19 protein-coding genes and 1 pseudogene are annotated in these 24,932 nt (G+C 54.2%); 7 read left to right on the top strand and 13 right to left on the bottom strand.

Annotated features, from left to right (window positions below):
• The first annotated feature begins 1 nt into the window (after window position 1).
• Entirely contained in the window at window positions 2-1,453 is a 1,452-nt protein-coding gene (locus IPK01_03190) for an SDR family oxidoreductase (GenBank protein ID MBK7932502.1), read from the top strand.
• 6 nt (window positions 1,454-1,459) lie between these two features.
• Here IPK01_03190 and IPK01_03185 read toward each other — a convergent pair whose 3' ends face one another.
• The 13 genes and pseudogenes from IPK01_03185 to malQ form a co-directional block, all read right to left on the bottom strand.
• Window positions 1,460-2,107, bottom strand: coding sequence for a DUF1343 domain-containing protein (locus tag IPK01_03185; protein ID MBK7932501.1), 648 nt, complete (start codon window positions 2,105-2,107; stop codon window positions 1,460-1,462).
• Window positions 2,001-2,636 (bottom strand): DUF1343 domain-containing protein, encoded by a 636-nt coding sequence (locus IPK01_03180; protein MBK7932500.1) that lies wholly within the window; start codon window positions 2,634-2,636, stop codon window positions 2,001-2,003. The genes IPK01_03185 and IPK01_03180 overlap by 107 nt, the downstream gene beginning before the upstream one ends.
• Before the next feature lie 101 nt (window positions 2,637-2,737).
• A complete protein-coding gene (locus IPK01_03175; GenBank protein MBK7932499.1) occupies window positions 2,738-3,067 on the bottom strand; it encodes a YegP family protein in 330 nt (109 codons plus the stop codon).
• 102 nt (window positions 3,068-3,169) lie between these two features.
• On the bottom strand, window positions 3,170-3,649 hold the full coding sequence (locus tag IPK01_03170) for a hypothetical protein (GenBank protein ID MBK7932498.1): 480 nt from the start codon (window positions 3,647-3,649) through the stop codon (window positions 3,170-3,172).
• Between the two features lie 9 nt (window positions 3,650-3,658).
• Window positions 3,659-3,943: a hypothetical protein gene (locus IPK01_03165; GenBank protein ID MBK7932497.1), complete on the bottom strand. Its 285-nt coding sequence runs from the start codon at window positions 3,941-3,943 to the stop codon at window positions 3,659-3,661.
• Window positions 3,940-4,683 (bottom strand): succinate dehydrogenase/fumarate reductase iron-sulfur subunit, encoded by a 744-nt coding sequence (locus tag IPK01_03160; GenBank protein MBK7932496.1) that lies wholly within the window; start codon window positions 4,681-4,683, stop codon window positions 3,940-3,942. Before IPK01_03160 ends, IPK01_03165 begins: the two co-directional genes overlap by 4 nt.
• Before the next feature lie 168 nt (window positions 4,684-4,851).
• Complete coding sequence (locus tag IPK01_03155) at window positions 4,852-6,660, bottom strand: fumarate reductase/succinate dehydrogenase flavoprotein subunit (protein MBK7932495.1); 1,809 nt, start codon at window positions 6,658-6,660, stop codon at window positions 4,852-4,854.
• 99 nt (window positions 6,661-6,759) lie between these two features.
• Window positions 6,760-7,560: a succinate dehydrogenase gene (locus tag IPK01_03150; GenBank protein MBK7932494.1), complete on the bottom strand. Its 801-nt coding sequence runs from the start codon at window positions 7,558-7,560 to the stop codon at window positions 6,760-6,762.
• Window positions 7,561-7,767: 207 nt separating this feature from the next.
• Window positions 7,768-8,379 (bottom strand): SOS response-associated peptidase, encoded by a 612-nt coding sequence (locus IPK01_03145; protein MBK7932493.1) that lies wholly within the window; start codon window positions 8,377-8,379, stop codon window positions 7,768-7,770.
• 6 nt (window positions 8,380-8,385) lie between these two features.
• Window positions 8,386-11,548, bottom strand: a pseudogene (locus IPK01_03140) (error-prone DNA polymerase).
• Window positions 11,549-11,609: 61 nt separating this feature from the next.
• Entirely contained in the window at window positions 11,610-12,872 is a 1,263-nt protein-coding gene (locus IPK01_03135) for a hypothetical protein (GenBank protein ID MBK7932492.1), read from the bottom strand.
• Entirely contained in the window at window positions 12,865-13,515 is a 651-nt protein-coding gene (locus IPK01_03130; GenBank protein ID MBK7932491.1) for a hypothetical protein, read from the bottom strand. The genes IPK01_03135 and IPK01_03130 overlap by 8 nt, the downstream gene beginning before the upstream one ends.
• Window positions 13,516-13,604: 89 nt before the next feature.
• The gene (malQ, locus tag IPK01_03125) at window positions 13,605-15,107 is read right to left on the bottom strand and encodes a 4-alpha-glucanotransferase (protein ID MBK7932490.1); all 1,503 of its coding nucleotides are present in this window, start codon (window positions 15,105-15,107) and stop codon (window positions 13,605-13,607) included.
• Between the two features lie 123 nt (window positions 15,108-15,230).
• Between malQ and IPK01_03120 the strand changes: the two genes are divergently transcribed.
• The 6 genes from IPK01_03120 (at window position 15,231) to IPK01_03095 (ending at window position 24,932) form a co-directional block, all read left to right on the top strand.
• Window positions 15,231-15,722 (top strand): 2-oxo-4-hydroxy-4-carboxy-5-ureidoimidazoline decarboxylase, encoded by a 492-nt coding sequence (locus IPK01_03120; protein ID MBK7932489.1) that lies wholly within the window; start codon window positions 15,231-15,233, stop codon window positions 15,720-15,722.
• Complete coding sequence (gene uraH, locus IPK01_03115; GenBank protein ID MBK7932488.1) at window positions 15,719-16,063, top strand: hydroxyisourate hydrolase; 345 nt, start codon at window positions 15,719-15,721, stop codon at window positions 16,061-16,063. Before IPK01_03120 ends, uraH begins: the two co-directional genes overlap by 4 nt.
• A 72-nt stretch (window positions 16,064-16,135) precedes the next feature.
• On the top strand, window positions 16,136-17,473 hold the full coding sequence (locus IPK01_03110) for a phosphoenolpyruvate kinase (GenBank protein MBK7932487.1): 1,338 nt from the start codon (window positions 16,136-16,138) through the stop codon (window positions 17,471-17,473).
• Window positions 17,474-17,824: 351 nt separating this feature from the next.
• Window positions 17,825-21,391 carry a carboxypeptidase regulatory-like domain-containing protein gene (locus IPK01_03105; protein ID MBK7932486.1) on the top strand — a complete coding sequence of 1,189 codons (3,567 nt, stop codon included), beginning with the start codon at window positions 17,825-17,827 and terminating at the stop codon, window positions 21,389-21,391.
• 82 nt (window positions 21,392-21,473) lie between these two features.
• The gene (gene pelA / locus IPK01_03100) at window positions 21,474-23,501 is read left to right on the top strand and encodes a pectate lyase (GenBank protein MBK7932485.1); all 2,028 of its coding nucleotides are present in this window, start codon (window positions 21,474-21,476) and stop codon (window positions 23,499-23,501) included.
• Window positions 23,502-23,522: 21 nt separating this feature from the next.
• Window positions 23,523-24,932 (top strand): glycoside hydrolase family 28 protein, encoded by a 1,410-nt coding sequence (locus IPK01_03095; protein ID MBK7932484.1) that lies wholly within the window; start codon window positions 23,523-23,525, stop codon window positions 24,930-24,932.

Below are 24,932 nucleotides of genomic sequence, written 5' to 3'. Positions count from 1 at the left end.
AATGAAAGTACTTCTTACCGGTGCCAATGGTTACATTGGAAAGCGGCTCTTGCCGATACTGATCGAGCGAGGTTGTGAGGTAGTCTGTGCGGTCAGGAATAAGAACAGATTCCCACGGGACGGCTTTTATGCACACCCAAACGTTAGCGTCCTCGAAATTGACTTCTTAGAGGATGCGTCACCAAAGAATACGCTGCAGGATATCGACGTTGCATACTATTTGATCCATTCGATGAGTGACAACGATTCGTCCGGTTTCGACAAGCTGGAGGAGACCGCGGCGTCGAATTTTGTCACGCTGATCGACCAAACATCGGCAAAACAGATAATCTATCTGGGCGGCATCACCAACGAAAAGAAACTCTCAAAACACCTGGCGTCTAGGAAAAAGGTGGACGAGATACTGCGAACAAGCAAAGTGCCGGTCACGTCGCTCAAGGCCGCGATAATCGTCGGCTCGGGCAGTTCGTCGTTCGAGATCATACGCGATCTGGCCGAGAAACTGCCAATAATGATCACGCCTAAATGGCTGAATACGAGGACCCAGCCGATCGCGATCCGCAACGTACTTGAGTACCTCACGGGCGTATTGCTTCGTGAGGACACCTACGGCCGGTCCTTCGACATCGGCGGCCCCGAAGTTATGACGTACAAGGAAATGCTGCTTCAGTTTGCCGGGGTCCGCGGATTGAAACGATATATCTTTACCGTCCCGATAATGACGCCAAAGCTCTCGTCATACTGGCTATACTTTGTTACGAACACGTCTTACCGACTCGCGGTCAATCTGGTCAATAGTATGAAGGTCGAGGTCGTCGCAGAACCAAATGATCTCGGAGAACGGCTGGGCATCCAACCGATAACCTACCGAGAGGCCGTGGACCTAGCTTTTCAAAAGATCGGTCAGAACAGTGTGGTTTCAAGCTGGAAAGATTCGCTTGTTTCGAGTTACCGGGACAATTCCCTGCTTGAGCATTTGGAGGTGCCTGTCAACGGGTGCTTTGTTGACGAACGGATCGTGCCGGTCACGACGGATACCGATCAAGTGCTGGATAATATCTGGTCGATCGGCGGCAATCGCGGCTGGTACTACACCAATTGGCTATGGTCGATCAGGGGGGTTATGGACAAGATGTTTGGCGGTGTCGGACTCCGCCGCGGCCGGACCAACTCTAACGTCATAAACGCCGGTGACACGCTCGATTTTTGGCGAGTGCTGGTTGCGGACAAGCCGCAAAAGCGACTCTTGCTTTACGCTGAAATGAAGCTGCCCGGTGAAGCCTGGCTCGAATTTGTGATCGTTCGTAAGGACGGGCAGGACCGTCTGAAACAGACAGCGACTTTCCGTCCCACGGGGCTGCTCGGCCGTATGTATTGGTACTCAGTCTTGCCGTTCCATTATTTCGTATTCCAAGGTATGGCCGAAAATATCATCAAATATAGAACGTCGTAAAACTTATCAATAAAGCAGATACGGCTTTCTTGCCTCACGGAATGCCGCCAAACCATCGGCCCAATCCGATTCGATCTCGTTAAGAGCTACACCGTTCTCGATCTGTTTGCGGATCTTGTCGGTGCCGCAGACGACGTCGAATGGGTTAACGTCATAGACGTATTCGTACGCTTCCTGTTTCCACTGGAAATGCTCGGTGTACATGTCGTAGGCCGTCTTTATGATGGCGATCCCGACGATGACGGGCGTAAATGCCTCGCGGTCGGTGACGTGGATCTGGACGCCGCCGCAGGTTCGCTCGGCCCACTTTTGGAATGTCGGGCGGAAAAAGACGTGGCGAAACTTAACGCCGGCAAAGTTAAAGCTGTCGAGCTCGCGGACCCAATCGTACGGGTCGATGAACGGTGCGCCGTTCAGCTCGAAAACGCGTGTCGTACCGCGGCCTTCGCTGAGTTCGGTGCCCTCGATGTGGACGGTTGCGGGAAAGACGACGCAGGTATCGACCGTCGGGATGTTTGGCGAGGGCAAGATCCATTGCAAACCGGTCTCATCGCCCCACATTTCGCGTGTCCAACCTTCCATCTCGACGACCTCTAGGTCGCAGCCGATGCCGAAATGTTCGTTGAACATCCTGGCGAGTTCGCCGATGGTCATACCGTGCCGCGTCGGTAGTCTCGAACTGGCCGACGAACGATCTGAACTCGTGCTCGGTGATGTTGCCTTCGATGGCGTTGCCGTTGATCGGATTAGGCCGGTCGCAGACGACCACCTTTTTCCCAAACTGTTTCGCCGCACGCATGCAGTTTGCCATGGTGTAGACGAACGTATAGATGCGGCAGCCGACGTCCTGCAGATCGACGACGAATGTGTCGATATCGCGGACCATCTCTTCGGTCGGCACGCGCGTCTCGCTGTAGAGCGAATAGACCATGCGGCCCGTACGCTCATCGACGGAGTGCGGCGTCTCGATCATGTTGTCCTGAACGTCACCTCGAATTCCGTGCTGCGGGCCGAAGAGCGTCGTCAGTTCGAATTCGCCGCGCTCGCCAAATGCGTCAGCGGCATGTACGAAAGTATCGGGCAAAACGGATGCCTGATTGCACACGAGCCCGATCCGCTGTCCGCGAATGAGATCAATCTTGTCGCTGAGGAGGCGTTCGACGCCGAGTCTTGTTCTGGTCATATTAAAGAATCTAACCGCGAAACACGCGAAAAATACTAAAAATCAGAAACAACTCTTTTTAGTTTCTTTCGCGTGTTTCGCGGTTAGTGGTTTTAAGAAGTCTATGCCTCGACGGTTTCGGCACCCGGAGCATTTTTCATTACCGAAGCGATGCCGTTCTCCATCGATGCTTTCGACGAATACATTTCGCTGCGGCCGATCTCTTGGCCGTTTCCTGCCTTTATGACAAAATACGGATCACCCTTGGCCGACTCGCGGCGCTCAAAGCGGCCTTCGTCAGCGGCATTCTTCGAGACCGAAGCAATTCCGTTCTCGGCGGCGGATTTTGATTCATACATTTCAGACGAAAGGATGATCTGACCGTTTCCTGCCAAGAGATTAAAATGATACTTACCATTTTTCGATACTTTTAGTTCAAATTTCCCAGCCATTTTATTGTCTCCTTTACTAATTGATAGAAATACAACTTTTGAAAATGTGCGTCCAAACCGCGTGTAAAATATCGCACACCTTTTGCAGCCTCGCAACCTATGTTATTCAAGAAAATCGTGCGGCATATCGCGAGGTCCGAGGTTGTTTCGCTTGATGATGCGGACGCAGCCATTCCAACGCAAGATCGCGTCGTCACGGCCGGCCGGCCGCATTGATTCGGCGGTTTCGAAACAGTCCATCGCTTGCCGAAAAAGCTCGTATGCACCGACGCCGCCGCGGGCGAGTTCGGCCTTGCCGCGGCGTTCGTACATGATGCCCGTATAGTATGAGCGTTCGTAATCACTCTTGATCCGCGTGATGTATTCGGTAATGCGGGCGTCGCCGATGGCATAGTCTTTGCCAAAACGGTCGCTCATCGCAAGGACGATGTTTTTGGTTGCCTCTTGATTTTCAGGTTCGATCTCGAGAATATCCAGATAAATGCTCTCGGCCGCACCGGGTTCGTTCAGCAGCCGATACCGGTTCGCTTTTTCGAGTGCGGCCGGCACAGCGTCGGATGACAGAGGTTTTAGTTCGAACATAAATGCCTTTTATTTCCCCGTGTTTTGAGTAGTAAATTCGCGTTCATTTCGACGCCAATTGATAAATCCCATTATAAGCCCAAACAGCGTTCCGTGAAGCATGAATCTGAGCCAAGTGGTCGAATCGGCGAAATATTGTCCGAATGATTGAGCTTCGCCGGGAAAAAGGAAATAACCTACAACCTGCAGGATCACGGCGAACGGGCCGCCGGTGATCAAGATCCCGTCAAACAGCAGAAAACGCCAGATGCCTTTTGCCCGTTTTGCGGCCCAAACTTCGGGGGTATATCTCATTTCTTTCTAAACAGCTTTACGAGCTTTTTGAGCGGATCGTAGTGCTCGTCGACCACACGTTCCTTAAGCGGAATGATAGCATTATCGGTGATCGTAATGCCCTCAGGGCAAACCTTCGTGCAGCATTTTGTGATGTTGCAGTAGCCGATGCCAAAAAGATCCTTGAGATCCTCGGTGCGGTTCTCGGTGTCGAGCGGGTGCATCTCGAGTGCGGCGGAATAAACCAGGAAACGCGGGCCGATGAATTCGTCGTGTTTCGCGTGATCACGAAGAACGTGGCAAACGTCCTGACAGAGATAACACTCGATACACTTGCGAAATTCCTGAACGCGGTCGACGTCCTCCTGCTGCATTCGCCAGCTGCCGTCCTCGGCGTCGGGCGTTCGCGGCTTGAATTTCTTGATGCGCTTTTTGACCTCATAATTCCACGAAACGTCCGTGATCAGATCTTTGACAGGCGGAAAAGCACGCATCGGTTCGATCGTGACGGGCTGGTCGAGTGGGATAGTGTCGAGCCGCGTCATACACATCAATTTGGGCATGCCGTTGATCTCGGCAGAGCACGAACCGCATTTTCCGGCCTTGCAGTTCCAACGGCAGGCGAGGTCCGGAGCCGACTCGGACTGGATCTGATGCACGGCGTCGAGCACGACCATACCTTCGGTGACCTCGGTCTGATAGTCGACCATTTTCGCCGTCTCGCGACCGCCGCGTCTGATACTGAATGTCGCTTTTTTCATAGTTACTCTACCGCAAAGACGCGGAGACGCAGAGCCGTTTATTTAACAGGATAGACAGGATGGACGAGTTAAATTAGATATTGACGGACATTTCTTTCTCATCCCATAAATCCTGTTCATCCTGTTTGAAATGACTCTGCGTCTCCGCGTTTCTGCGGTTCAATTCCTCTAACCCATTTCTTCAATGATCGCTTTTAGCTCGGCCGGCATTTCGGGGATCGGGACCTTTTGGATCTCCATTCCGCCGTCGGCTGATTTTTTGAGGGAGTAGTTGAATTTTGCAAACTCGGGGTCTTTGCCCGGGAAATCGTCGCGGAAATGGCCGCCGCGGCTTTCTTTTCGTTCGATCGCGGCGCGTGCTATGGCCTCACTGACGACCAGCAGATTGTGCAGGTCGAGAGCCGTATGCCAGCCGGGATTGAAATCTATATTGCCCGGCACGAATGTCCTTGCAGCTCGATTGCGTAGAATGTCGAGACCGTTAAGAGCCTCGATCATCTCTTCTTGTGTGCGAACGATGCCGACATTCGCCTGCATCATTTCCTGCAGATCATGCTGGATGGCGTACGGATTTTCGCCGCCTTCGCGTTCGAACGGTTCGAGTGCGGCTCTGGCCGCTTGTTCGATCTGGCCCTTGTCGAGCGTGCCGTGTGCGTTTTCCTGAGCAAAGATCGCGGCGTATTCGCCCGCACGTTTGCCGAAAACGATCAGGTCGGACAGCGAATTTCCGCCGAGACGATTGGCCCCGTTGATGCCGGCAGCGCATTCGCCTGCGGCGAAGAGGCCCGGAACGGTCGAGGCCTGCGTGTCGGCGTCAACACGGATACCGCCCATCACGTAATGCGTGGTCGGGCCGACCTCCATCGGCGTCGTCGTGATGTCGAGATTCGCCAATTGCTTGAACTGGTGATACATACTCGGCAATTTCTTTTTGATGTGCTCGGGTGCGTTCTGGATCTTTTCCTTGATCCAGGCGATATCGAGGAACACGCCTCCGTGCGGCGAACCGCGTCCGGCCTTTACTTCGCGGACTATACATCGGGCGACGTGGTCGCGCGTAAGCAATTCGGGCGGACGTCGGGCATTCTTGTCGCCGGTCACATATCGCCAGCCTTCTTCTTCGGTGTCGGACGTCTGATCTTTGTAGTTGTCCGGAATGTCGTCGAACATGAAGCGTTTGCCTTCGCTGTTGAGCAAAATGCCGCCTTCGCCGCGGACGCCTTCAGTGACCAAAATGCCGCGAACACTCGGCGGCCATACCATGCCGGTCGGATGGAATTGCAGGAACTCCATATCGATCAGTTCGGCTCCGGCGTCGTATGCGAGTGCGTGTCCGTCGCCCGTACCTTCCCAGCTGTTCGAGGTGATCTTGTACGCACGGCCGACGCCGCCGGTCGCGAGAATGACGGCTTTTCCCTTAAAAATACGGAAACGTCCGTGTTCGCGTTCGTAGGCGAGACAGCCGATGACGCGGTCGCCATCCTTGAGCAGAGTGAGGACAGTTACCTCCATATAGACCTCGATGCCTTGGTGGATGCCGTGGTCTTGTAAAGTTCTTATCAATTCGAGTCCGGTGCGGTCGCCGACGTGAGCGAGGCGAGGATATCGATGGCCGCCGAAGTTTCGCTGGAGGATCTTGCCGTCTTTTGTACGATCGAAAACGGCACCCCAGGCTTCGAGTTCGCGGACGCGTTCCGGTGCTTCTTTGGCGTGAAGCTCGGCCATGCGCCAGTTGTTGACGTACTGGCCGCCGCGCATTGTGTCGGTGAAATGCACCTTCCAATTGTCGCGGTCGTCAACATTTCCCATCGCCGCCGCCATTCCGCCCTCGGCCATGACGGTGTGTGCCTTGCCGAGCAAAGATTTGCAGATCAACCCGACGCTGACGCCGGCCGCCGAAGCCTCAATAGCAGCCCGAAGCCCGGCACCGCCGGCACCGATAACGAGAACGTCGTGTTCAAAAATTGGATAGTCCATTTAGATCAATTCACCACGGAGACACAGAGAGCACAGAGGCAAACCAATAATTCATATTCAACCACTCCGTGTCCTCTGTGACTCTGTGGTGAATTCTTCCTAGAAAATTCTAAAATCCGCCCAAATTCCCATCGAGCAGAGCCGAACATAGATGTCAGAAAAACCAACAACAAATAAGCTGATCCAGGCGAAAAGCATGTGACGTTTGTTCAACGCGCTGACGCAGCCGTAGGCTTTTTTGCGGACGGGTTTATTTGACAAGATGTCCCATGCACCGCCGACTAAGTGACGTAGGCTGTGGCAGCTCAAGGTGTAAAACCCTAGGCAAAATACGTTCGCAGTCAGAACGATCGTGCCGACGCCGACGCCGAAATGCTGTTTTCCGTCGGCTCCCGCGAACCACATCGCGTTCCACGCGTCATAAGCAAGAAAGAACAGGAATGCGAGTGCGAGATACAGGAAATAGCGATGGACGTTCTGCAAAATGAGCGGGAATTTGCGTTCGCCGCGGTAGTTGTGACGCGGCTCGCCGACGGCACATGCCGGCGGATCGGCCCACATCGATTTGTAATAGGCACCGCGATAGTAATAACAGGTAAACCGAAATCCGCCGGGAGCCCATAGGATCAAAAGTGCGGGCGAGAACGGCAGCCACGACGGCAGCCAGCTTGGCGGCGGGCCGAATAAAGCGTGCGGCGAATTGCCGAATAACTCTGGCGAATAGAACGGTGACAGGTAGTTGCCAAACGTGTAATGCTGGCCCTGAAATGCCGCCCACGTCGAATAGACGACGAACGCCCCGAGGCCGATGAAGGTCAGCACCGGAGCGACCCACCAGTTGTCCTTACGCATCGTCTGTCCAAATTTACGCCGCTCGATCGAAACCAGATTAGATGCCATAGACGCTGATCAACTTGCCTGAATTGGATTGAATTGTCTGTTCGGAAAACTGCTCAAGTTTTACGCGAATTCGGAGTCTAAGTCAAGTTTTTGAGGTCTCCGCGTCCTCGGCGTCCGTCTCTGTGCTCTCTGCGTGGAAAGATCACTAAATAAGAATTCCTCGCAGAGGACGCAGGTATTTTCGCATAGGACGCAGATTCGTTGGATCTATTGTTCGTAGACGTTTTCGATCTTGTCGGGCAGCGGTTCGGCGGTGAGGCCGCATTGGAATCCGCGCAGGATGTCCATCCCGCCTTCGAGGAGCCAGAGTTTTTGGAGCTCCTTGTCTTCGAGGATGACGGGCATGGCTCGGTGGTATTGGGTCATAAAATCGTTGGCGTGCGTCGTTATGACGGCGAATGACTGACGCTGTTCGCCGTTGTCGTACCAATTGGACCAGAGTCCGGCGAGGGCGAACGGATGGCCGTTATTGGCCCGTATTTCGATGGGCGGTTTGCCCTTTTCGGGCCACTCGTAAAAGCTCGTGACAGGCATGATGCAGCGTTTTGAGACGAGCAGCTTTTTCCACATCGGGCTGGTCTCAAGGCGCTCGATATTGGCGTTGAAGGTCGCGTATTTGGTGCTCCACTCGCGTGAGCCGTCGAATTGGCACCACCAGCGGGCGTCGACCGTCTTGACGGCGTCGCGGTCGTTGATGACGATGGCGACGTCCTGTGTCGGTTTGATATTGCCGCGAAAAAGGTCGCCCTGCGGGTCGAACTCGTAGACGTAATTCCGAAAATCCTCGCGTTTTCCCCGTTGTGATGCCCGTCCGCACATAATAATTTACTGAAAATCGTGTGACTGTATTTTGCTTATAAAAGCATTTATCGGCTCGAAAAACAAGGCTTTGATCATGCCGCCCTCCTCGGCCTTGCCGCGGATGAGCATAAAATCGCTCGATACGATAACGGAACGAAAACGCTCGAAAATATCGGGCATGACGATGAAGTTGGAATAGCCTGTCTCGTCCTCCATCGTGATAAAGACGACGTCGTTGGCCGTGCTCGGACGCTGGCGAACGATGACGGCACCGGCGACGGTGACGACGTCCCGCTTTTTGAGATGCGTGGTCTGATAGGCCGCGATAACGCCGTGTTTGGTCAGTTCTTCACGAAGGAACCCCATTGGGTGCTTGCCGATGGTGATGCCGGTCGTCATCAGATCGGTCTCCATCAGCTGCCATTTGCTCATCTGGTTGATGAATGGCGGGACGGGCTGCTTTTCCTCCAAACCAGCGAAAAGCTCGCCCGCGGGCTGGATGGCGAGTTCCGATTCCCAAAGTGCCTGACGGCGATGGACGGTCGAATCGAAATTGAGAGCGCCGGAGAGGCTGAGAGCTCTTATTTCCTTTTTGTTTATTGTGGGGACGCGGCGGACGAGATCTTCGACGGACGTGTACGGCACGATCGCAGGAACCCAGTCGCTACCGCTCCCGGTTCTGACAGGATCGGCGGGGACGATGGCAAGCTGGCAGCCTGCGGTCCGGCGGGCGACGATCTCGTCGGCGACATCCTTGCGGAGGCCTTTGACGTATTTTAGGCCGATGCGCACCTTGCCGTCCTCGATGGTGAAGAGTCTTTGCGAGGCGTTGATATTGATCGCGTTGAAATGCAGGCCGTGCCGCTGGGCGTCCTTGATAAGCGTCGTGGGCGAATAGAAGCCGAGCGGATAATTGTTGAGCATCGCGGTCGTAAATTCCGCGAGGTAATGCACCTTTAGATAGGCGGACGCGTAGGTCAGCAGGGCAAAGCTCGCGGCGTGCGATTCGGGAAAGCCGTAGTTGGCAAAGGCGAGGATGCTCTTGACGATCTTGTCCTGCGTCTGTTGAGTGATGTTTTTATCCGCCATGCCGGAGCGTAGACGCGTTTCGATCTTGGCGAGGCGTTTGTCGGCACGTTTGAAGCCGAGCGCCCGCCGCAGTTCCTCGGCCTCGCCGCCCGTAAATCCGGCGATCGTCATCGCCATTCGCAGCAGCTGCTCTTGAAACAGCGGAACGCCGAGCGTGCGCTTTAAAATCGGCTCGAACGACGGGTGCATGTAATCGACCTCTTCTTTGCCCATGCGGCGGGCGATGTAGCCGCTGAGCATCTTGCCGACGATCGGGCCCGGGCGGATGATGGCGACCTGGACGACGATGTCGTAAAACGTCTCCGGCCGCGATTTGGGCAAAAAGTTGATCTGGGCACGGCTTTCGACCTGAAACATCCCGATCGTGTCGGCCTCCTGCAGCGTTTTGTAAACGAGCGGATCTTTTTTCGATATCTTGCCGAGATCGACCTTTTCGCCGCGGTGCTCTTCGATGAGCGTGAGCGTGTCGCGGATGACGGCCATCATTCCGAGGCCCAGGAGATCGACCTTGACGATGCCGAGGCGTTCGCAGTCGTCCTTGTCCCATTGGATGATGTTGCGGTTTTCCATCGACGCGGGCTCGAGCGGCACGACTCCGTCGAGGCGCCCCAAAGAGATCACCATGCCGCCGGAATGTTGGCCGAGATGCCGCGGATAATCGAGCACGCGGGCGTACATCTCCATATATTTGGCGATGCGGTAGTTTTCTTTCGGGTCGAAGCCGGCCTCAATGAATCGCGCCATCATCTCGGCCCGAGTGTGCGTGCCGTAGTGCGGAATGATCTTGGCGAGGCGTCCGAGGCATTCCTCGTCAAAGCCGAAGACCTTGCCGACCTCGCGGGCGGCCGAGCGTCCGCGATAGCTGATGACATTTGCCGTCATGCCGGCCCCGCGTTCGCCGTATTTTTTGATAAACGTGCTGGATGACCTTGTCGCGGTCGTCGCCCGACGGCAGATCGATGTCGATGTCGGGATATTCGGTCCGCTCTTCGGAGAGAAAGCGTTCGAACAACAGATCGGCCTCGATCGGATCGACGGCCGTGATGCCGAGAGCGTAGCAGACGACCGAATTTGCCGCCGAGCCGCGTCCCTGCGAGAGAATGTTGTTTGCGCGGCAAAACTGCGAGATGTCCCAGACAAGCAGAAAATAACCGGCGAGCTTGAGCTTGGCGATCATGTTCAGCTCATAGTCGAGCTTTTGACGTACCTTCGGCGTCAGCGACCAGTAGCGCCAAACGGCACCTTTTTCGGCCTGCTTTCTGAGGAAGGAGTCCATCGTCTCGCCCGGCGGCACGGGATAATCGGGGAAGGTGTAGCCGAGTTCGTCCATCGAGAACTTTACGCGTGAGGCGATCTCAGCGGTCGTCGCGACGGCCTGTTGGTAGTCGTCGAACTGGTAGAGCATCTGTGCCGCCGGTTTGAGATAGCGTTCGCTGTTTTCAGAGATCAGGCGGCCGGCATTTTCGATGGTGCAGTGATTTTTTATGCAGGTGAAAACATCGAACAGTTCGCGGTCACGCTTGTGCGCGTAGTACGGGCCGTTGCTGGCGAAATAGGGAATGCGGAACTTGTGCGCGAGCCCGAGGAGCGACTGGTTGATGTCCTCTTCGTGCGGCAGATGATGGCGTTGGAGCTCGACGTATAGACGGTCGCCGAAGACGTATTTGAGCCAGGCGAGGTCCTCCTGGCCGCGGCGGTTCTTTATGCTGCGGTGGATAAAGCCGTCGGCTCCGCCGGTGAAGCAGAGCAATCCGGCAGCGTGTTCCTCGATATCCTTTCGGGTCGCGAAATGCTCGCCCTTCTTATGCCGCAATTTGACGGTCGTGATGAGGCGCGACATATTTTGATAGCCGCGAAGATCGATCGGCATCAGCGGCAAAAGTGTTCCGTCGTCCATTGTGATCTCGGATCCGATCATCGCCCGCACGCCCTGTTCCTTTGCCTCGAGATGAAACCGAACCGCACCCGAGACCGTGTCGCGGTCCATCATCCCGATCGCGGGCATATCAAGCTCACCGGCGAGCACCGCGATATCCTCGGGCAGCGAGCCGGAAGACAAAAAACTGAACGCGGAGCGTGTGTGGAGTTCGTAAAACATAAAGCCGGGACGCAGCCTGCCGCCCTCAGATCGCAGGCTGGCGGCGTGCGTTCCCACGGAATCAATCAAATTCACCAATTACCAGCCATTCGTTGCCCGTTTTTCGCAGGCGGTAGACGCCGCCTTCTTCGATCTCGACGTGCCATTCCTGGATGTCCCAGGCACGTTCCCACCAACGCGAATTGAGTCGCCAGACGCCGCTGCATGCCGCGACGCGGCCGGCAAAATAGCGTGTCCGCAGGTAGATGAGCTGTTTATTTCGCACAAGGACCTCGGCTGCGACGGGCGGCTCGTAATACTGGAACGCGATGACCGGAGCTTTTGGTTCGGTGCGAACGTGCTCTTTTCCCAGAGGCAGCGAACCGGCGTCGAGGGCGAAAGGGCGTTCGACGCGGTTTTCGAGCAGAACGGGCACACCGACGTTCTCTTCGCCGACGAGCTTTTTGATCTTGCCGACGGTCAGCAAAAGGCTCTCGGGCTGCGGCTTGGACGCGGCATAAAGCCCGCTCTGGGCGGGACGCGGACGCGTAAAATGGGCAGTGACGCCGATCGCGGTAATTCCTGCCTCGGGCGGATCGACCGAGATGCGAAGGTTGATCAGCTTGAGCCAGAATGTCCGGTCGAGCGTCGGGAACGACGTTTTTATCTCGTAGGATTTTGCGACTTTTTTGTCGAGCTTGAACGTGATATCGATCTGCTCGGTGCTCCAGCCGTTCTTACCGACCGCAGCGAGCATTTCCTCGAGGCCGCGGTTGACGATAAAGATGAGCTGCTCAAAATCATCGACCGGAAAGTCGAGTTCGTACTTCCATTTAACGCTTGTTTCGGCGACGTTGGGGACGACGTCGCGTTTGTCCTGTTGGGCGATGACGTCGATCACCTCGCGAAAATCATGGCCGTAGCGTGCGGTGAGTTCGTCCGCCGGAATTTGGTCGAGGTCCTCGATGCGGGTGATGCCGAGAGCCTCAAAAACGCCGACAGTGTCACGGTCGATGGCGAGATTGCGCAAGGGCAATTGGCGAAATGCGTCCGGCGACGCGGCAGTGCGGCTGAGGCCGCGGTTCTCGCGTGCGAGCAGGAGCGCCGTCTCGACCGTCCCGGCGACGGCGACATTTCCGTTGATATCGTTGTTTTCGAGCTCTTTCACTATTTTCTGAGCGATCTTTCTCTCGTCGCCGATGAGTTTTTCTAATCCGCTGACGTCAAACAGCACGCCGTCATCGAGCCGTTCGACGCGATAGGCAAAACCGTAGGCGACGGCCAACAGCACATCGGCGTCCTCACTCGCATTTTGTGAAATGATGCATGCATATGCTCTAGACATCGCTGTAATCGAACGCGATCCGGGCCGAGCCCGGCTGGCCGTAAAAATGTTTACGCGAGTGAAAATCGAGGTGAAATTCGCGGAGAAGCTTGTACCGGCCGAGGCCCGACCAGACGGTGTCGCGGCGTTCGAGTTCGAACGACTGGTGCGAGGCGGAACCTGCGGCCGGATCTTCGGCGGTGACGATAAAGAGCGTCGGTGTTTCCTTGATCCGCGTGCGGTAGCGGAACCAGTAGGTCCGCGGCACCATTCGCAATTTCTGTTTCGACAGCCCGTCGAGATTGAGCCAGATCGCTCCGAAGCCTTTCGCCTGAACCAAGAGATCGGCGGCTGTGAACGCCCGTTCGAGGTCGCCTTCGCAGCGGACCCAGAGCATATTTTCGAGCTCGACGCCGGCTAGAGCGGCCGAGCAAGGGTCAAAACTGTTTGACGAATCGACCACCGCGCAGACCTCGCCCTCGGCCGTCAATTTGGCAAGCAGATTGAGCACGAGGCTGGTCCGGCCGGTGCTCGCGTCGCCGACAAATTCGGTCAAAGTGCCGCGCGTCAGGGCGATCCCGACGGCATCGAGCAAAACCTCTTCGGAATGTTTTTGTTCCTGCGAGAGGTGAGATAAACTTTTTACTACACTCAGATGCCTCATACGGATTATTGCGATAACGCAATTCTATTCCATAAATGAAACGCCTGTCAAAGATTTTTTGGCCCTCGTGTTTCACGCCTTCGAGACGCTTATTCCGAACGCAAATTTCGTCCAAAAAGCACAGTAAGGTCTTTTAAACGATCGGTGAGATCGTCATGGATCGAACCGGGCGGCATACGCCACGACCAATTGCCTGACGCGGTCGCGGGCAGATTCATGCGGTGTTCGCTGCCGAGGCCGAGAACATCCTGCATCGGCACGATCGCCGTGTCGGCGACCGATCCAAAGGCAGCACGGATCATATCCCAATGGATCTCACGCCCTCGCGTTTGCAGATATTTGCGGCAATGGTTGCGGGCATTCTTATCGGCGGCCTTATACCAGCCGGCGGTTGTGTCGTTGTCATGAGTGCCGGTGTAGACGACGCAATTCTTTACGTAATTATGCGGCAGATCGCGGTTGTAGGCGTCGCCGCCGAAGGCGTATTGCAGGATGTGCATGCCCGGCAAACCGAACGCATCACGCAAGCTTTCGACCTCGGGAGTGAGTGAGCCGAGGTCTTCGGCAATGAGCGGCAAGTCGCCGAGCCGCTGGCGGATGATAGTAAAAAACTCGCGTCCGGGAACGTCACGCCACGCACCGTTCTCGGCAGTTTCGTCTCCGCCCGGCACTTCCCAGTTGCGGGCAAAGCCGATGAAATGATCGAGCCGCAGGACATCGACCGTTTTTAGCGTGAACGCGATGCGGGCCGTCCACCAGCCAAAATTATCGCGGAGCATCGCATCCCAATCGTAGATCGGATTTCCCCAGAGCTGGCCGGTCTTTGAAAAATAATCGGGCGGCACACCGGCGACGAATTTTGGCGAGCCGTCGGCATTCAGTTTGAACTTGCTCTGATTGCACCAGACATCGGCCGAGTCGAGAGCGACAAAGATCGGAGCGTCGCCGATGACGAGAACGCCGTTCTCATTTGCGTATTTTTTTAGTGCGAGCCACTGGCGAAAGAAGAGGAACTGGTAAAATTTTTCGGCAGCGATCTCACGCGAGAGTTGTGAACGGACGACCGATATTGCTCCTTCGTCTCTCATTTTCAGCGGCATTGCCCATTGAAACCATGCCTGATGTTCGTGCGAACTTTTGATTGCCCGAAAAGCGGCATAATCGTCGAGCCACCAGAAATTTTCGCGAGCGAAGAATTCAAATTCATCGTGAAGCGTCGAGCCGGAAGTCGATCTGAATGTCTCAAACGCCTTTGAGAGGATTATTTGTTTCCATTCTTCGACCTTCGCGAAATCTACTTTAACAGCTGAAAATTTCGGGGAATTGTCAATGTCAGCCGCCGTTACGAGGCCGTCAGTGACGAGCGATTCGAGCGCGATGAGCAATGTATTTCCGGCAAATGCAGAATATGCCGAATAAGGCGAATTGCCTTGTCCGACCGGTGCAAGCGGCAGTATTTGCCAATAGGTTTGTCCTGCTTCGACCAGAAAATCGACGAATTTGTACGCTTCGCCGCCGAGATCGCCGATGCCAAAGCTGCCGGGCAGCGAGGTCGGATGCAAAAGTATTCCGCTGGCTCTTGGAAAATTCATTGTTTGGTTCATTATCATTGTGTTTGGCAGCTAAGACAAATAAAATTGAGTGAATGAGCTGGCGGCGGAAAGTGCTCCGCGAACAATGCGACCGATTTCGTTGAAGATCCGAACCGCAACTATGTGAATTGGGATAGACTGGTATTTGAATTGCACGGCCTTAAAATTTACAAAAAGCTGAACTGGTTGAACGAACTGCCCTTGGACGAGGCGGAATACGTGTTTCGCGAATGTTGCGGATCGAGCGAATGGGCCACGCGGATGGCACGATCACGGCCTTTTCCGATGCTCGACCATCTATTTGTCCGAGCTGATGAGATCTGGGCGGCGCTGTCACCGGCGGATCTATTGGAGGCAATTGCTGCCGATGATGATATTGATGCGGGAGTAGTGACAGTGCCGGAAGTTCGCAGGAAATTGGCGGATGCCATGAGCTTGTACATTTCCAGGTTCGGGTTTCGGTTCGTTCTGCGTACTGCCGATAAAAGTGCCGATGAAATACTTGCGATATGTCATTCTCGGCTTGGCAATTCGCCGGCGACCGAACTAATGATCGCGACCGAAGAACAACGGAAGATCACCGAAGACCGGCTCGGTAAATTACTTGAGCGATGAGCAGAATTACCACACATATATTAGATATTTCGACAGGCGAACCCGCAAGGGACGTGATGATCCTGCTCGAGCAAAAGGACCCGGCACTTGGTTGGCAAAAGATCGGCGATGGGCTGACGAATGCCGAAGGGCGTCATACAAATCTTGTTCCGCCAAACATGCTGCTTGTGGCCGGACACTACCGCCTCGTTTTTGAGACGGGAGCATACTATGCCGCACAAGGTACTATTTGTTTCCACCCGCAGATAATTGTCGCCTTTACGGTTCGCGATATTGCCCAACACTATCATGTACCGCTCTTGATCGGTCCGTTTGGCTATTCGACCTACCGCGGCAGTTAGTTCGAGCCGGTAATTGCATACAGTTAGGTTCGAAATCCCGGTTGCCGCGAAACTGAACCGAGAACTTGTTCTATGCGTACATCAATTTCCGCAGAATCATTAGAACATATAACCAAGCCTCTGAGAGCGTCGATGGCGGCGTTCGACAAGCGATACCCCGGCGAGTCCGGCCGGCGGCAGCCGGTGCATACCGTTTATGGCGGTGCCCATTTGTTCAGGTCGGATACGGCGGTTCGTTTGGGACATTTGGCGATGCGTTCGTTCGAGACATATGCTCCCGACGTTGAGACATTTGCAAAGGTGTTTAGCCTGTCGCCGGGGTTTGCTGCGGCGATCCACGATCGGGTTGGCGAGAAACTCGCCCGCGAGGCCGTCGAGGATTTTCGCATCGACTTTGAAGACGGATACGGGATCAGGCCTGATGTTGAGGAAGACAGGCACGCGATAGCCAGCGCGGAAGCAGTCTCGAACGGTATGGCCGCCGGATCGCTCTCGCAGTTTGTTGGAATCCGAATCAAGCCGTTTTCCGACGAACAACTGTCGCGGAGCCTGAGAACGCTCGACCTTTTTCTTACAACGCTGGTCGAGACGTCGGGCGGAAAGCTCCCCGACAATTTCGTCATCACATTGCCAAAGATCGTGACGACCGAACAAGTCGGGGCACTGATAGACGTATTTGATGAGATCGAACCGAAGTTGGGCCTCGCCGCCGGCACGCTGAAGATGGAGATGATGATCGAGACCACCCAATCGATCGTTGCAGCTGACGGAACCCTGATAATGCCCAAATTGCTTGGCGCCGCCCGGGGACGCTGCATTGCGGCGCATTTCGGGGCATTTGACTATACGGCGAGCTGTTCGATAACCGCCGCCTATCAGGACATTCGTCACCCTGCGTGCGATTTTGCACGGAATATGATGCAAGTCGCATTTGCCGGTACGGGTGTCTGGCTTGCCGACAGCGTGACGAATATCATGCCGGTAGCGCCAAATCGCGGCGAAAACCTATCTGCCGAGCAGATCGCCGAGAATTATTCCGTCGTTCACGGTGCTTGGAATCTGCACTACCAAAACTGCCGGCATTCGCTCTCAAACGGTTTTTATCAGGGATGGGATCTGCATCCCGCCCAACTCACGCCGCGGTACACGGCGGTTTTCGCGTTCTTTCTCGAAGGACTCGAAACCGCAGCTGAGCGGCTTAAGAATTTTGTTGAAAAGGCCGCACAGGCGACGCTCGTCGGCGATGTCTTTGACGACGCGGCGACAGGGCAGGGACTACTCAACTATTTTCTGCGTGCCATCAACTGTGGAGCGGTAACAGAACAAGAGGCCATCGACCGTACGAGCGTTACACTGGATGAGCTGCGTTCAGGTTCGTTCGAAATGATACTCAAAAACCGCCGGCTTTAAGACCGGAATGCTCCCTCTGAAACTCCACTAAATCCGGCGAAAGATACCGTAGTCATTTGGTCGAAATATGGCAATTGGTCAAACCCAATGTGGTTACGTTTGCAAAGTGGTCAATATATTCATCGAAAGGTGCTCGATCTGAAGCGACGATATTATGGCGATTTAGCTATATATTTACTAGGGAATGCGATTTTTTTGATTTTTCTGCATAATTCTGTCAATTTTCGCTTGCAATAATTGGTAAAACCAATTATGATTTTGGGAGCTTCAACTGGAATCCAAAAAAGTAATGAAAATCATACAGGACGGAAATATGAATATTCAGAAAAACTGCATGGAAAATTGATCTTAATGGCGGTCATTTTGATGATCGGCTCAATGGCGGTATTAGGACAGGAGTTTCGCGGAACGATCGCCGGAACGGTGAGCGATCCGAACGGAGCCGTCGTCGCAGGTGCGACCGTTCTCGTCAAGAACATGGCGACCAACGTATCTCAAACGGTTTCGACAAACAGCGAAGGTGCATTTTCTGTTCCGTTCCTACAGCCTGGAGTTTATGATGTTTCGGTTTCGAGCACCGGCTTTAAGAGGTCATTGCGTGAGAACTTGACCGTCGCGGTTGATGACAGACTGTCTATTGATTTTACACTAGAGATCGGTGCGGATGCTGAGGTCAGCGTTTCCGCAGGCGGCGAGCTTTTGGAACAAGGCACTGTGAATGTCGGCACATCGGTCAGCCAACGGCAGATCGAGGAATTGCCGCTTGCCGAGGGTGCCCCTTATACCCTGGCAACTCAGGCACCGGGCATTGTTTATACCGGCGATCCCAATTTCCAGGGACCGACAGCTAACGGCAACCTTGCCGGATTCAGAACCAACGGTACCGCCGGCAACCAGATCAATCTTGACGGTTCGCCGAATTTGGCTTACGGCGGCCAGGTCGCATTCACGCCGCCATCTGATTCGGTACAGGAATTCAAGGTGCAGACGAACAGTTTTGATGCCGGCAGCGGGTTTACGGCCGGATCGACCGTGAACGTCGCGATCAAGAGCGGCACCAACAAGTTTCACGGTGCGGGTTACTTTTACGATCGAGACAAATCGCGAACCGCAAACAACTTTTTTAACAACCGCATCGGACGTGAACGTCCCGACCGTAAATATGCCCGATACGGGGGCGTGATCAGCGGCCCGATCTTTAAGGACAGGACTTTTTTCCTGTTTTCGTATGAACGTCAAAAGGACAATGTAGCTCAGCCGACGACCTACTCGGTCCCGACGGCAAGAATGAGAACCGGCGATTTCACGGAATTGATCGTAAACCCCGCGAACATCGCTGATGCGGCAAACACTATCATTTACAATCCGTTCAGCGGCGTTCTGGTCGGATCTAATGTGACGCGTACGTCATTTGGCTGCCCGACGACTGGCGCTGTTCCGGTCGGTTCAACCTGCAACATTCTCCCCGCGGCGGCGATGTATGGTCCGGCTCTGGCATTTCTCAATCTTTTCCCGGCTCCGAATCAGGCGGGATTGGTCAATAACTATGTGACCGACCAGAACCTGATCCGACCTTACCGCTCCTATATGGTCAAGATCGACCATAACTTCAACGATAACAACCGTATATTCGGTAAGTATTATCACAGCCGGAATACTGAGGATCGTTACAACCTCGAAGGCACACCTGATTCGATCACACGCGGATTTGAGAATCGTCGAAACAATGGCGGAAATGTCGATTTCACATCGACACTTTCGTCGACAATGGTGCTCGATATCCGCGGCAGCTGGAACCAATTCAGGCTTTTGCGATATCAGGAAGGGCAGCCGACGGCAGCTGATCTTGGATTTACAGGCATACCGACCATACGTCAGACGAACATCTTTCCACGTTTCGATTTTAGAAATTATATGACGCTTGGCTCGCAGCGGGCTGATTACAACAACGGCCAAAATCGTCCGTTCGATCTGTTCTCCATCCAGCCATCGGTAACACAGATCGTCGGAAACCATACGTTACGGTATGGACTTGATTTCCGAAGGTTGCATGAGCGTTTCGCTTCGGACGGCTATGCATCCGGCAGGTTCTTTATAGACGGGACCTACACGATGCAGGCTTCAAACTCCGGAGCTACTCAACGTGACCGAGCCGGACGCGACCTTGCTGCCTTTTTGCTGGGCGTGCCGGTCGCTAACGGAAACAGTATTATCGACAACCCGACAGTATATGACACAAATTCGGCATATTTGGGCGGATTCATCCAGGATGACTACCGGATCAGACCGAATGTCACCATAAATATCGGATTGCGTTATGAGATCGAACGAGGCGTTCGCGAAAGCGAAGGCCGGATCGTGACGGATTTCAACCGTACTATCGACAGCCCGATCGCCGTCCAGGTGTTGGCAAACTACAATGCGAGCGTACCCGCATCGGTACCATTGGGGAGTATGGCCGCACTCAAAGGCGGATTGATATTTGCAAATGATCCGAAAGAATCGAACCAGTCGACAGATTCCAATAACTTTCAGCCGAGGGCCGGCGTTTCGTGGGGTATTGACAGCAAGACCGTTATTCGGGCCGGCTTTGGTATCTTCACTTCACCTTTCCAGATCCAAACGGTCTTTCAGCCCGGATTTTCTACACCGACACTGTTCGTGCCCAGTACGAATAACGGATTGACGTTCCTTGCGACGCTTGCTAATCCTTTCCCGGCCGGGATCGCTCCATCACCGGGAAATTCGCAGGGTGCAATGACGTTCGTTGGACGCGATGTGACTGCGGCAAACGCAACCGGACCGACATCGACGGTGCTTTCTAACGAACGAAAGAATGCTAACTATACGCGTGTAATGATGAGCATTCAGCGTGAACTTCCGTGGCAGATCGGCGTCGAATTGACCTATATCTATTCACGGGGCAGCGATCTGGCGGTCAGCCGCGAGCTGAACGCGATCCCGACACAATATCTCAATCGATTTACACCGCAGACCGATCCGTCAACGATACTTGCCTCGATCACGGCGGTCAATACGTTTTTGAATGCGAACGTGGCAAATCCTTTCCGCACGTTGGTCGCGAGCAGTGCAACATGGAACGCTGCCACGATTCAGCGTCGACGTTTATTGACGCCGTTCCCGCAATACGGAAATATTGCCGTGACCGAGTATAACGGCACCAGCGACTATAATTCGCTGTCTCTACAGTTCGTCAAGCGGTTCACGGCCGGATTGTCGGTCAACGGTTCCTACACATTCTCGCGTGAGCATCAACGTGCTCAATACCTCAATCCGCAGGATACCGACCTGACCGACATTGTTTCGCCGACCGAACGTCCGCACCGGTTCACTTTGTCGACCATCTACGAATTGCCGTTCGGTAAGAACCGCAAGTTCGGCAACAACTGGCATCCGGTCGCTGACGCGATCCTCGGAGGATGGCAGATGCAGGCCGTATACGAGTGGCAGAGCGGCGAACCGCTGCAATTCGGAAATGTTTACTACAGCGGCGATCCGTATCAGCTGGTCAGCCTGCTTGGCAAGAAAGATCCCGGCGGCCGCCGATATGGAATAGACATACCTGCGTTTGATCTTACCGGTTTCTCTATCGGAGGTGTAGTGCCGGGATTTGCAAACAACTATACAAGCAGCAGCACAAACACCGTCAGGTCAATGCCATTGACGATGGGGCAGTTCCGGAATCAGCGTTTCTTGAAATTTGACCTCGGTGTTTCGAAGAGTTTCCGTATCCGCGAAGGAATGAAGGTCCAGGTCAGATTTGAGGCGATCAATGCCCTAAACAGACCGTACTTCTCGGGGCTCAATCTTGATCCGACAAGTGCAGCGTTTGGCCTAGCAAATAACCAACGGCAGCCGCCGAGGGACATCCAGATCGGCGGAAAGTTTACTTTCTAGTCCGGCCGTCAACTTGCATCTAATTTGCTCCGGCGTCGCATTCCTGTTTCACGACTGACAATGCGGCGCCTTTTTTATCAATATGTTGATCCTCCGTTACTTACAAATTAGTTTGCTCGCAACGCTGACAGCAGCCGTTGCCGCAGCGATGCCGGCAAAGGCAGACCTAACCGTTGCGGCTGACGGCAGTGGTGACGTAAAGACGGTGCAAGCGGCGGTAGATCGTGTGCCGGAGAATAACAAACGCCGCTTTGTGATCGACATCAAGCCCGGAACATATACCGAACAGGTTCGTGTTCCGGCAAACAAGCCTTACGTTTCGTTCATTGGCAGCGTCGCCGAAAAGACCATTATTACCTTTAGCCTCTCAAACAAAGCTGCGGGTTCAACATCGGCGAGCTACAGCGTTTATATCGGCGGGCACGATTTTTACGCAGAGAACATCTCATTTGAGAATTCATTCGGTATCGGATCGCAGGCCGTAGCGGTGCTCGTAGAGGCAGATCGAACTGTATTCAACAAGTGCAGATTCCTTGGCTGGCAGGACACGCTGTATGCAAAGAACGGCAGACAATACTATGTCGATTCATATATCGAAGGCCACGTCGATTATATATTCGGCCAGGCGGCCGCGGTGTTCGAGAATTGTCACATTCATAGCAAAGGAGACGGCTATATAACGGCGCCGATGCGATTTGCCGCAGACGAGCCGGCCGGATTCGTTTTTCATAAATGCCGTTTGACCAGCAACAACACGAAGAACGGTATTTATCTCGGGCGGCCATGGCGTGACTATGGCCGTACCGTATTTCTAAACACCCAGATCGACGCCGATATCCGCCCGGAAGGCTGGCATCATTGGGAACCACAACGCGAAAAGACCGCTTATTTTGCCGAATACGGTTCGACCGGCAAGGGGTCAAACGCCGAAGCTCGAGTCGCTTGGGCCCGCAAGCTCACCGATGCAGACGTCAAGGTGTTTTCCGGCGAGTATTTCCTGAGCGGCCGGGACGGATGGGACCCGTATAAGGCAGAGAACTTCGCATGGCAGGAAAAGACGCAGCCTGACTGGAAGCTCGTCACTTGGAACGAAGTTTTAAAGCAAAAGCCATTCTGGTACCAGACCGATGAGGCGGCACGGATAGGCGATCAACTGCTGCTCTATCAAAAGTCGAACGGCGGATTTGAAAAGAACATCGACATGGCACTGATGCTGACGCGGACCGAGCGTGAAGCATTGGCCGCGAGCAAAAGTGACATCCGCGAAACGACGATCGATAACAAAGCGACCTTTACGCAGATCAGATACCTCGGTAAGCTCATTACTGCCAGCTTGCTCAAATCTTCGCCTCCCGGAAATCTGCCGAAATATAAGGAAGCGTATCTGAAAGGCGTCGATTATCTGCTCTCATCGCAATACGAAAACGGCGGTTTTCCGCAGTTCTTTCCGCTCAAAAAGGGTTATTATTCGCACATTACATTCAATGACGACGCGATGATCGGTGTGCTCGAATTGTTTCGAGATATTGCTGAACGCGAGACCGACCACTTATTCGTGGACGACGAACGACGTAAGAAATGTGAGGCCGCTCTCGCAAAGGGCCTCGATCTCACGGTCAAACTGCAGGTTTCGATCAACGGCAAGCCGACCATTTGGGCGGCGCAGTATGACGAAGTGACGTTAAAGCCGGCAAGGGCCCGTGCATTCGAACCGATCTCGCTTACCGGCGGAGAATCCGTAGCGATCGTAAAGTTCCTGATGGGCGTCAAACAACCGTCAAAAGAGGTGATAGCTGCTGTCGAGTCGGCAATCGCCTGGTATCAAAAGAACAAGATCGTCGGCCGAAAGCTGGATCGGACCTCGACGCCTGCCGGTTGGAAATATTCACTGGTCAGGGATCCCGCGGCAACGCCGCTGTGGGGACGATTCTATGAAATGGAGACGATGCGTCCGGTATTTGTCGGCCGTGATGCAGTGATCAAATACGATATCAAGGACCTCGACCCTGAACGGGCAGGCGGCTACACTTGGTACGTTTCGAGTCCGCATAACCTGCTCGAAAAGGATTACCCAAAATGGAAGCAGAAACTCGGAGGAGTCACAAAATAGGCCTGGAAATGATAGAGGATTATGCAAAATAGACGCGATTTCATTGTCAATTTCTCGATCGGAACGGCCGGGCTTATGTTAGCGCCGGCACTTGCCTTTGGACAGGCCGACCCGTGGACGACCGAGTATCCAAAGATCCTTGCACGGATCAAGGCACCGAAATTCAGGAAGCGGGACTACAGCATTCTGAAATTCGGAGCAAAGGCCGGAGGCCAGGTCGACTGCCGTGATGCGATCAACAAGGCCATCGATGCCTGCAGCAAAGCGGGCGGCGGACGTGTTGTCGTGCCGGCGGGCGAGTTTTTGACCGGAGCGATCAGGCTCAGATCGAACGTCGATCTGCATATTTCAAAAGGCGCTACGTTAAAATTTGCTACGGATGCCAAGGCGTATATGCCCATTGTTCACACCCGTTGGGAGGGAATGGAGCTGATGCACCTTTCGCCGCTGATCTTCGCTTATCAGGAAACTAATATTGCGATCACGGGTGAAGGCACGCTCGATGGGCAGGGCAAAGCGTTCTTTTGGAAATGGCACGGCAATCCGAGATACGGCGGCAATCCTGAGGTCATGAGCCAGCGGGCAGCACGTGCAAAGCTCTACGAATTCATGGACCGGAATGCACCGGTCGAAGAGCGCATTTTTGGCGGTGAGAAGGATTATCTTCGGCCGCAGTTCATACAACCTTATAAATGCAAGAACGTGCTGATCGAAGGCGTCAAGATCATCGATTCGCCGATGTGGGAAGTGCATCCGGTCTTGTGTGAGAACGTCATCGTCCGCAATCTGCACATCGCGACGCACGGCCCGAACAATGACGGCTGTGATCCCGAATCGTGCAAGGATGTCCTCATCGACAACTGTTTTTTCGATACCGGCGACGACTGCATCGCGATCAAATCGGGCCGCAATAACGACGGTCGCAGGCTCAATACACCGACCGAGAACGTCATCATCCGTAATTGTACGATGCGTGACGGCCACGGCGGCATAACGGTCGGCAGCGAGATCTCGGGCGGCGTTCGCAATGTATTTGCACACGACAATAAGCTCGACAGTCCCGACCTGTGGACCGCGATCCGATTCAAAAATAATGCGTCTCGCGGCGGTAAGCTTGAGAATTTCTACTATAAGAACAACACGATCGGCACGGTCTCAAGGGCCGTGATCGAAATAGATTTTAACTACGAGGAAGGCGCTAAGGGCGCGCACATTCCGCTTGTTCGAAATGTCCGGATCGACGGGCTGACTTGCGGCACCGGCAATCGTGCGGTCGATCTGCAGGGGCTCGATAACGCTCCAATTTACGATGTGTCACTCAGGAATTGCACGTTTGGCCAAATGAAGAACAAGAACATCGTTAAAAATGTGAAAGGTATAAAGCTCGAAAACGTGGCCATTGGCGGAAAGAAGGTCGATTCGCTCGAATAG

Source organism: Acidobacteriota bacterium, from assembly GCA_016713675.1.
Lineage (GTDB): Bacteria > Acidobacteriota > Blastocatellia > Pyrinomonadales > Pyrinomonadaceae > OLB17.
This window is presented reverse-complemented; position numbering and strand designations above follow the sequence as displayed.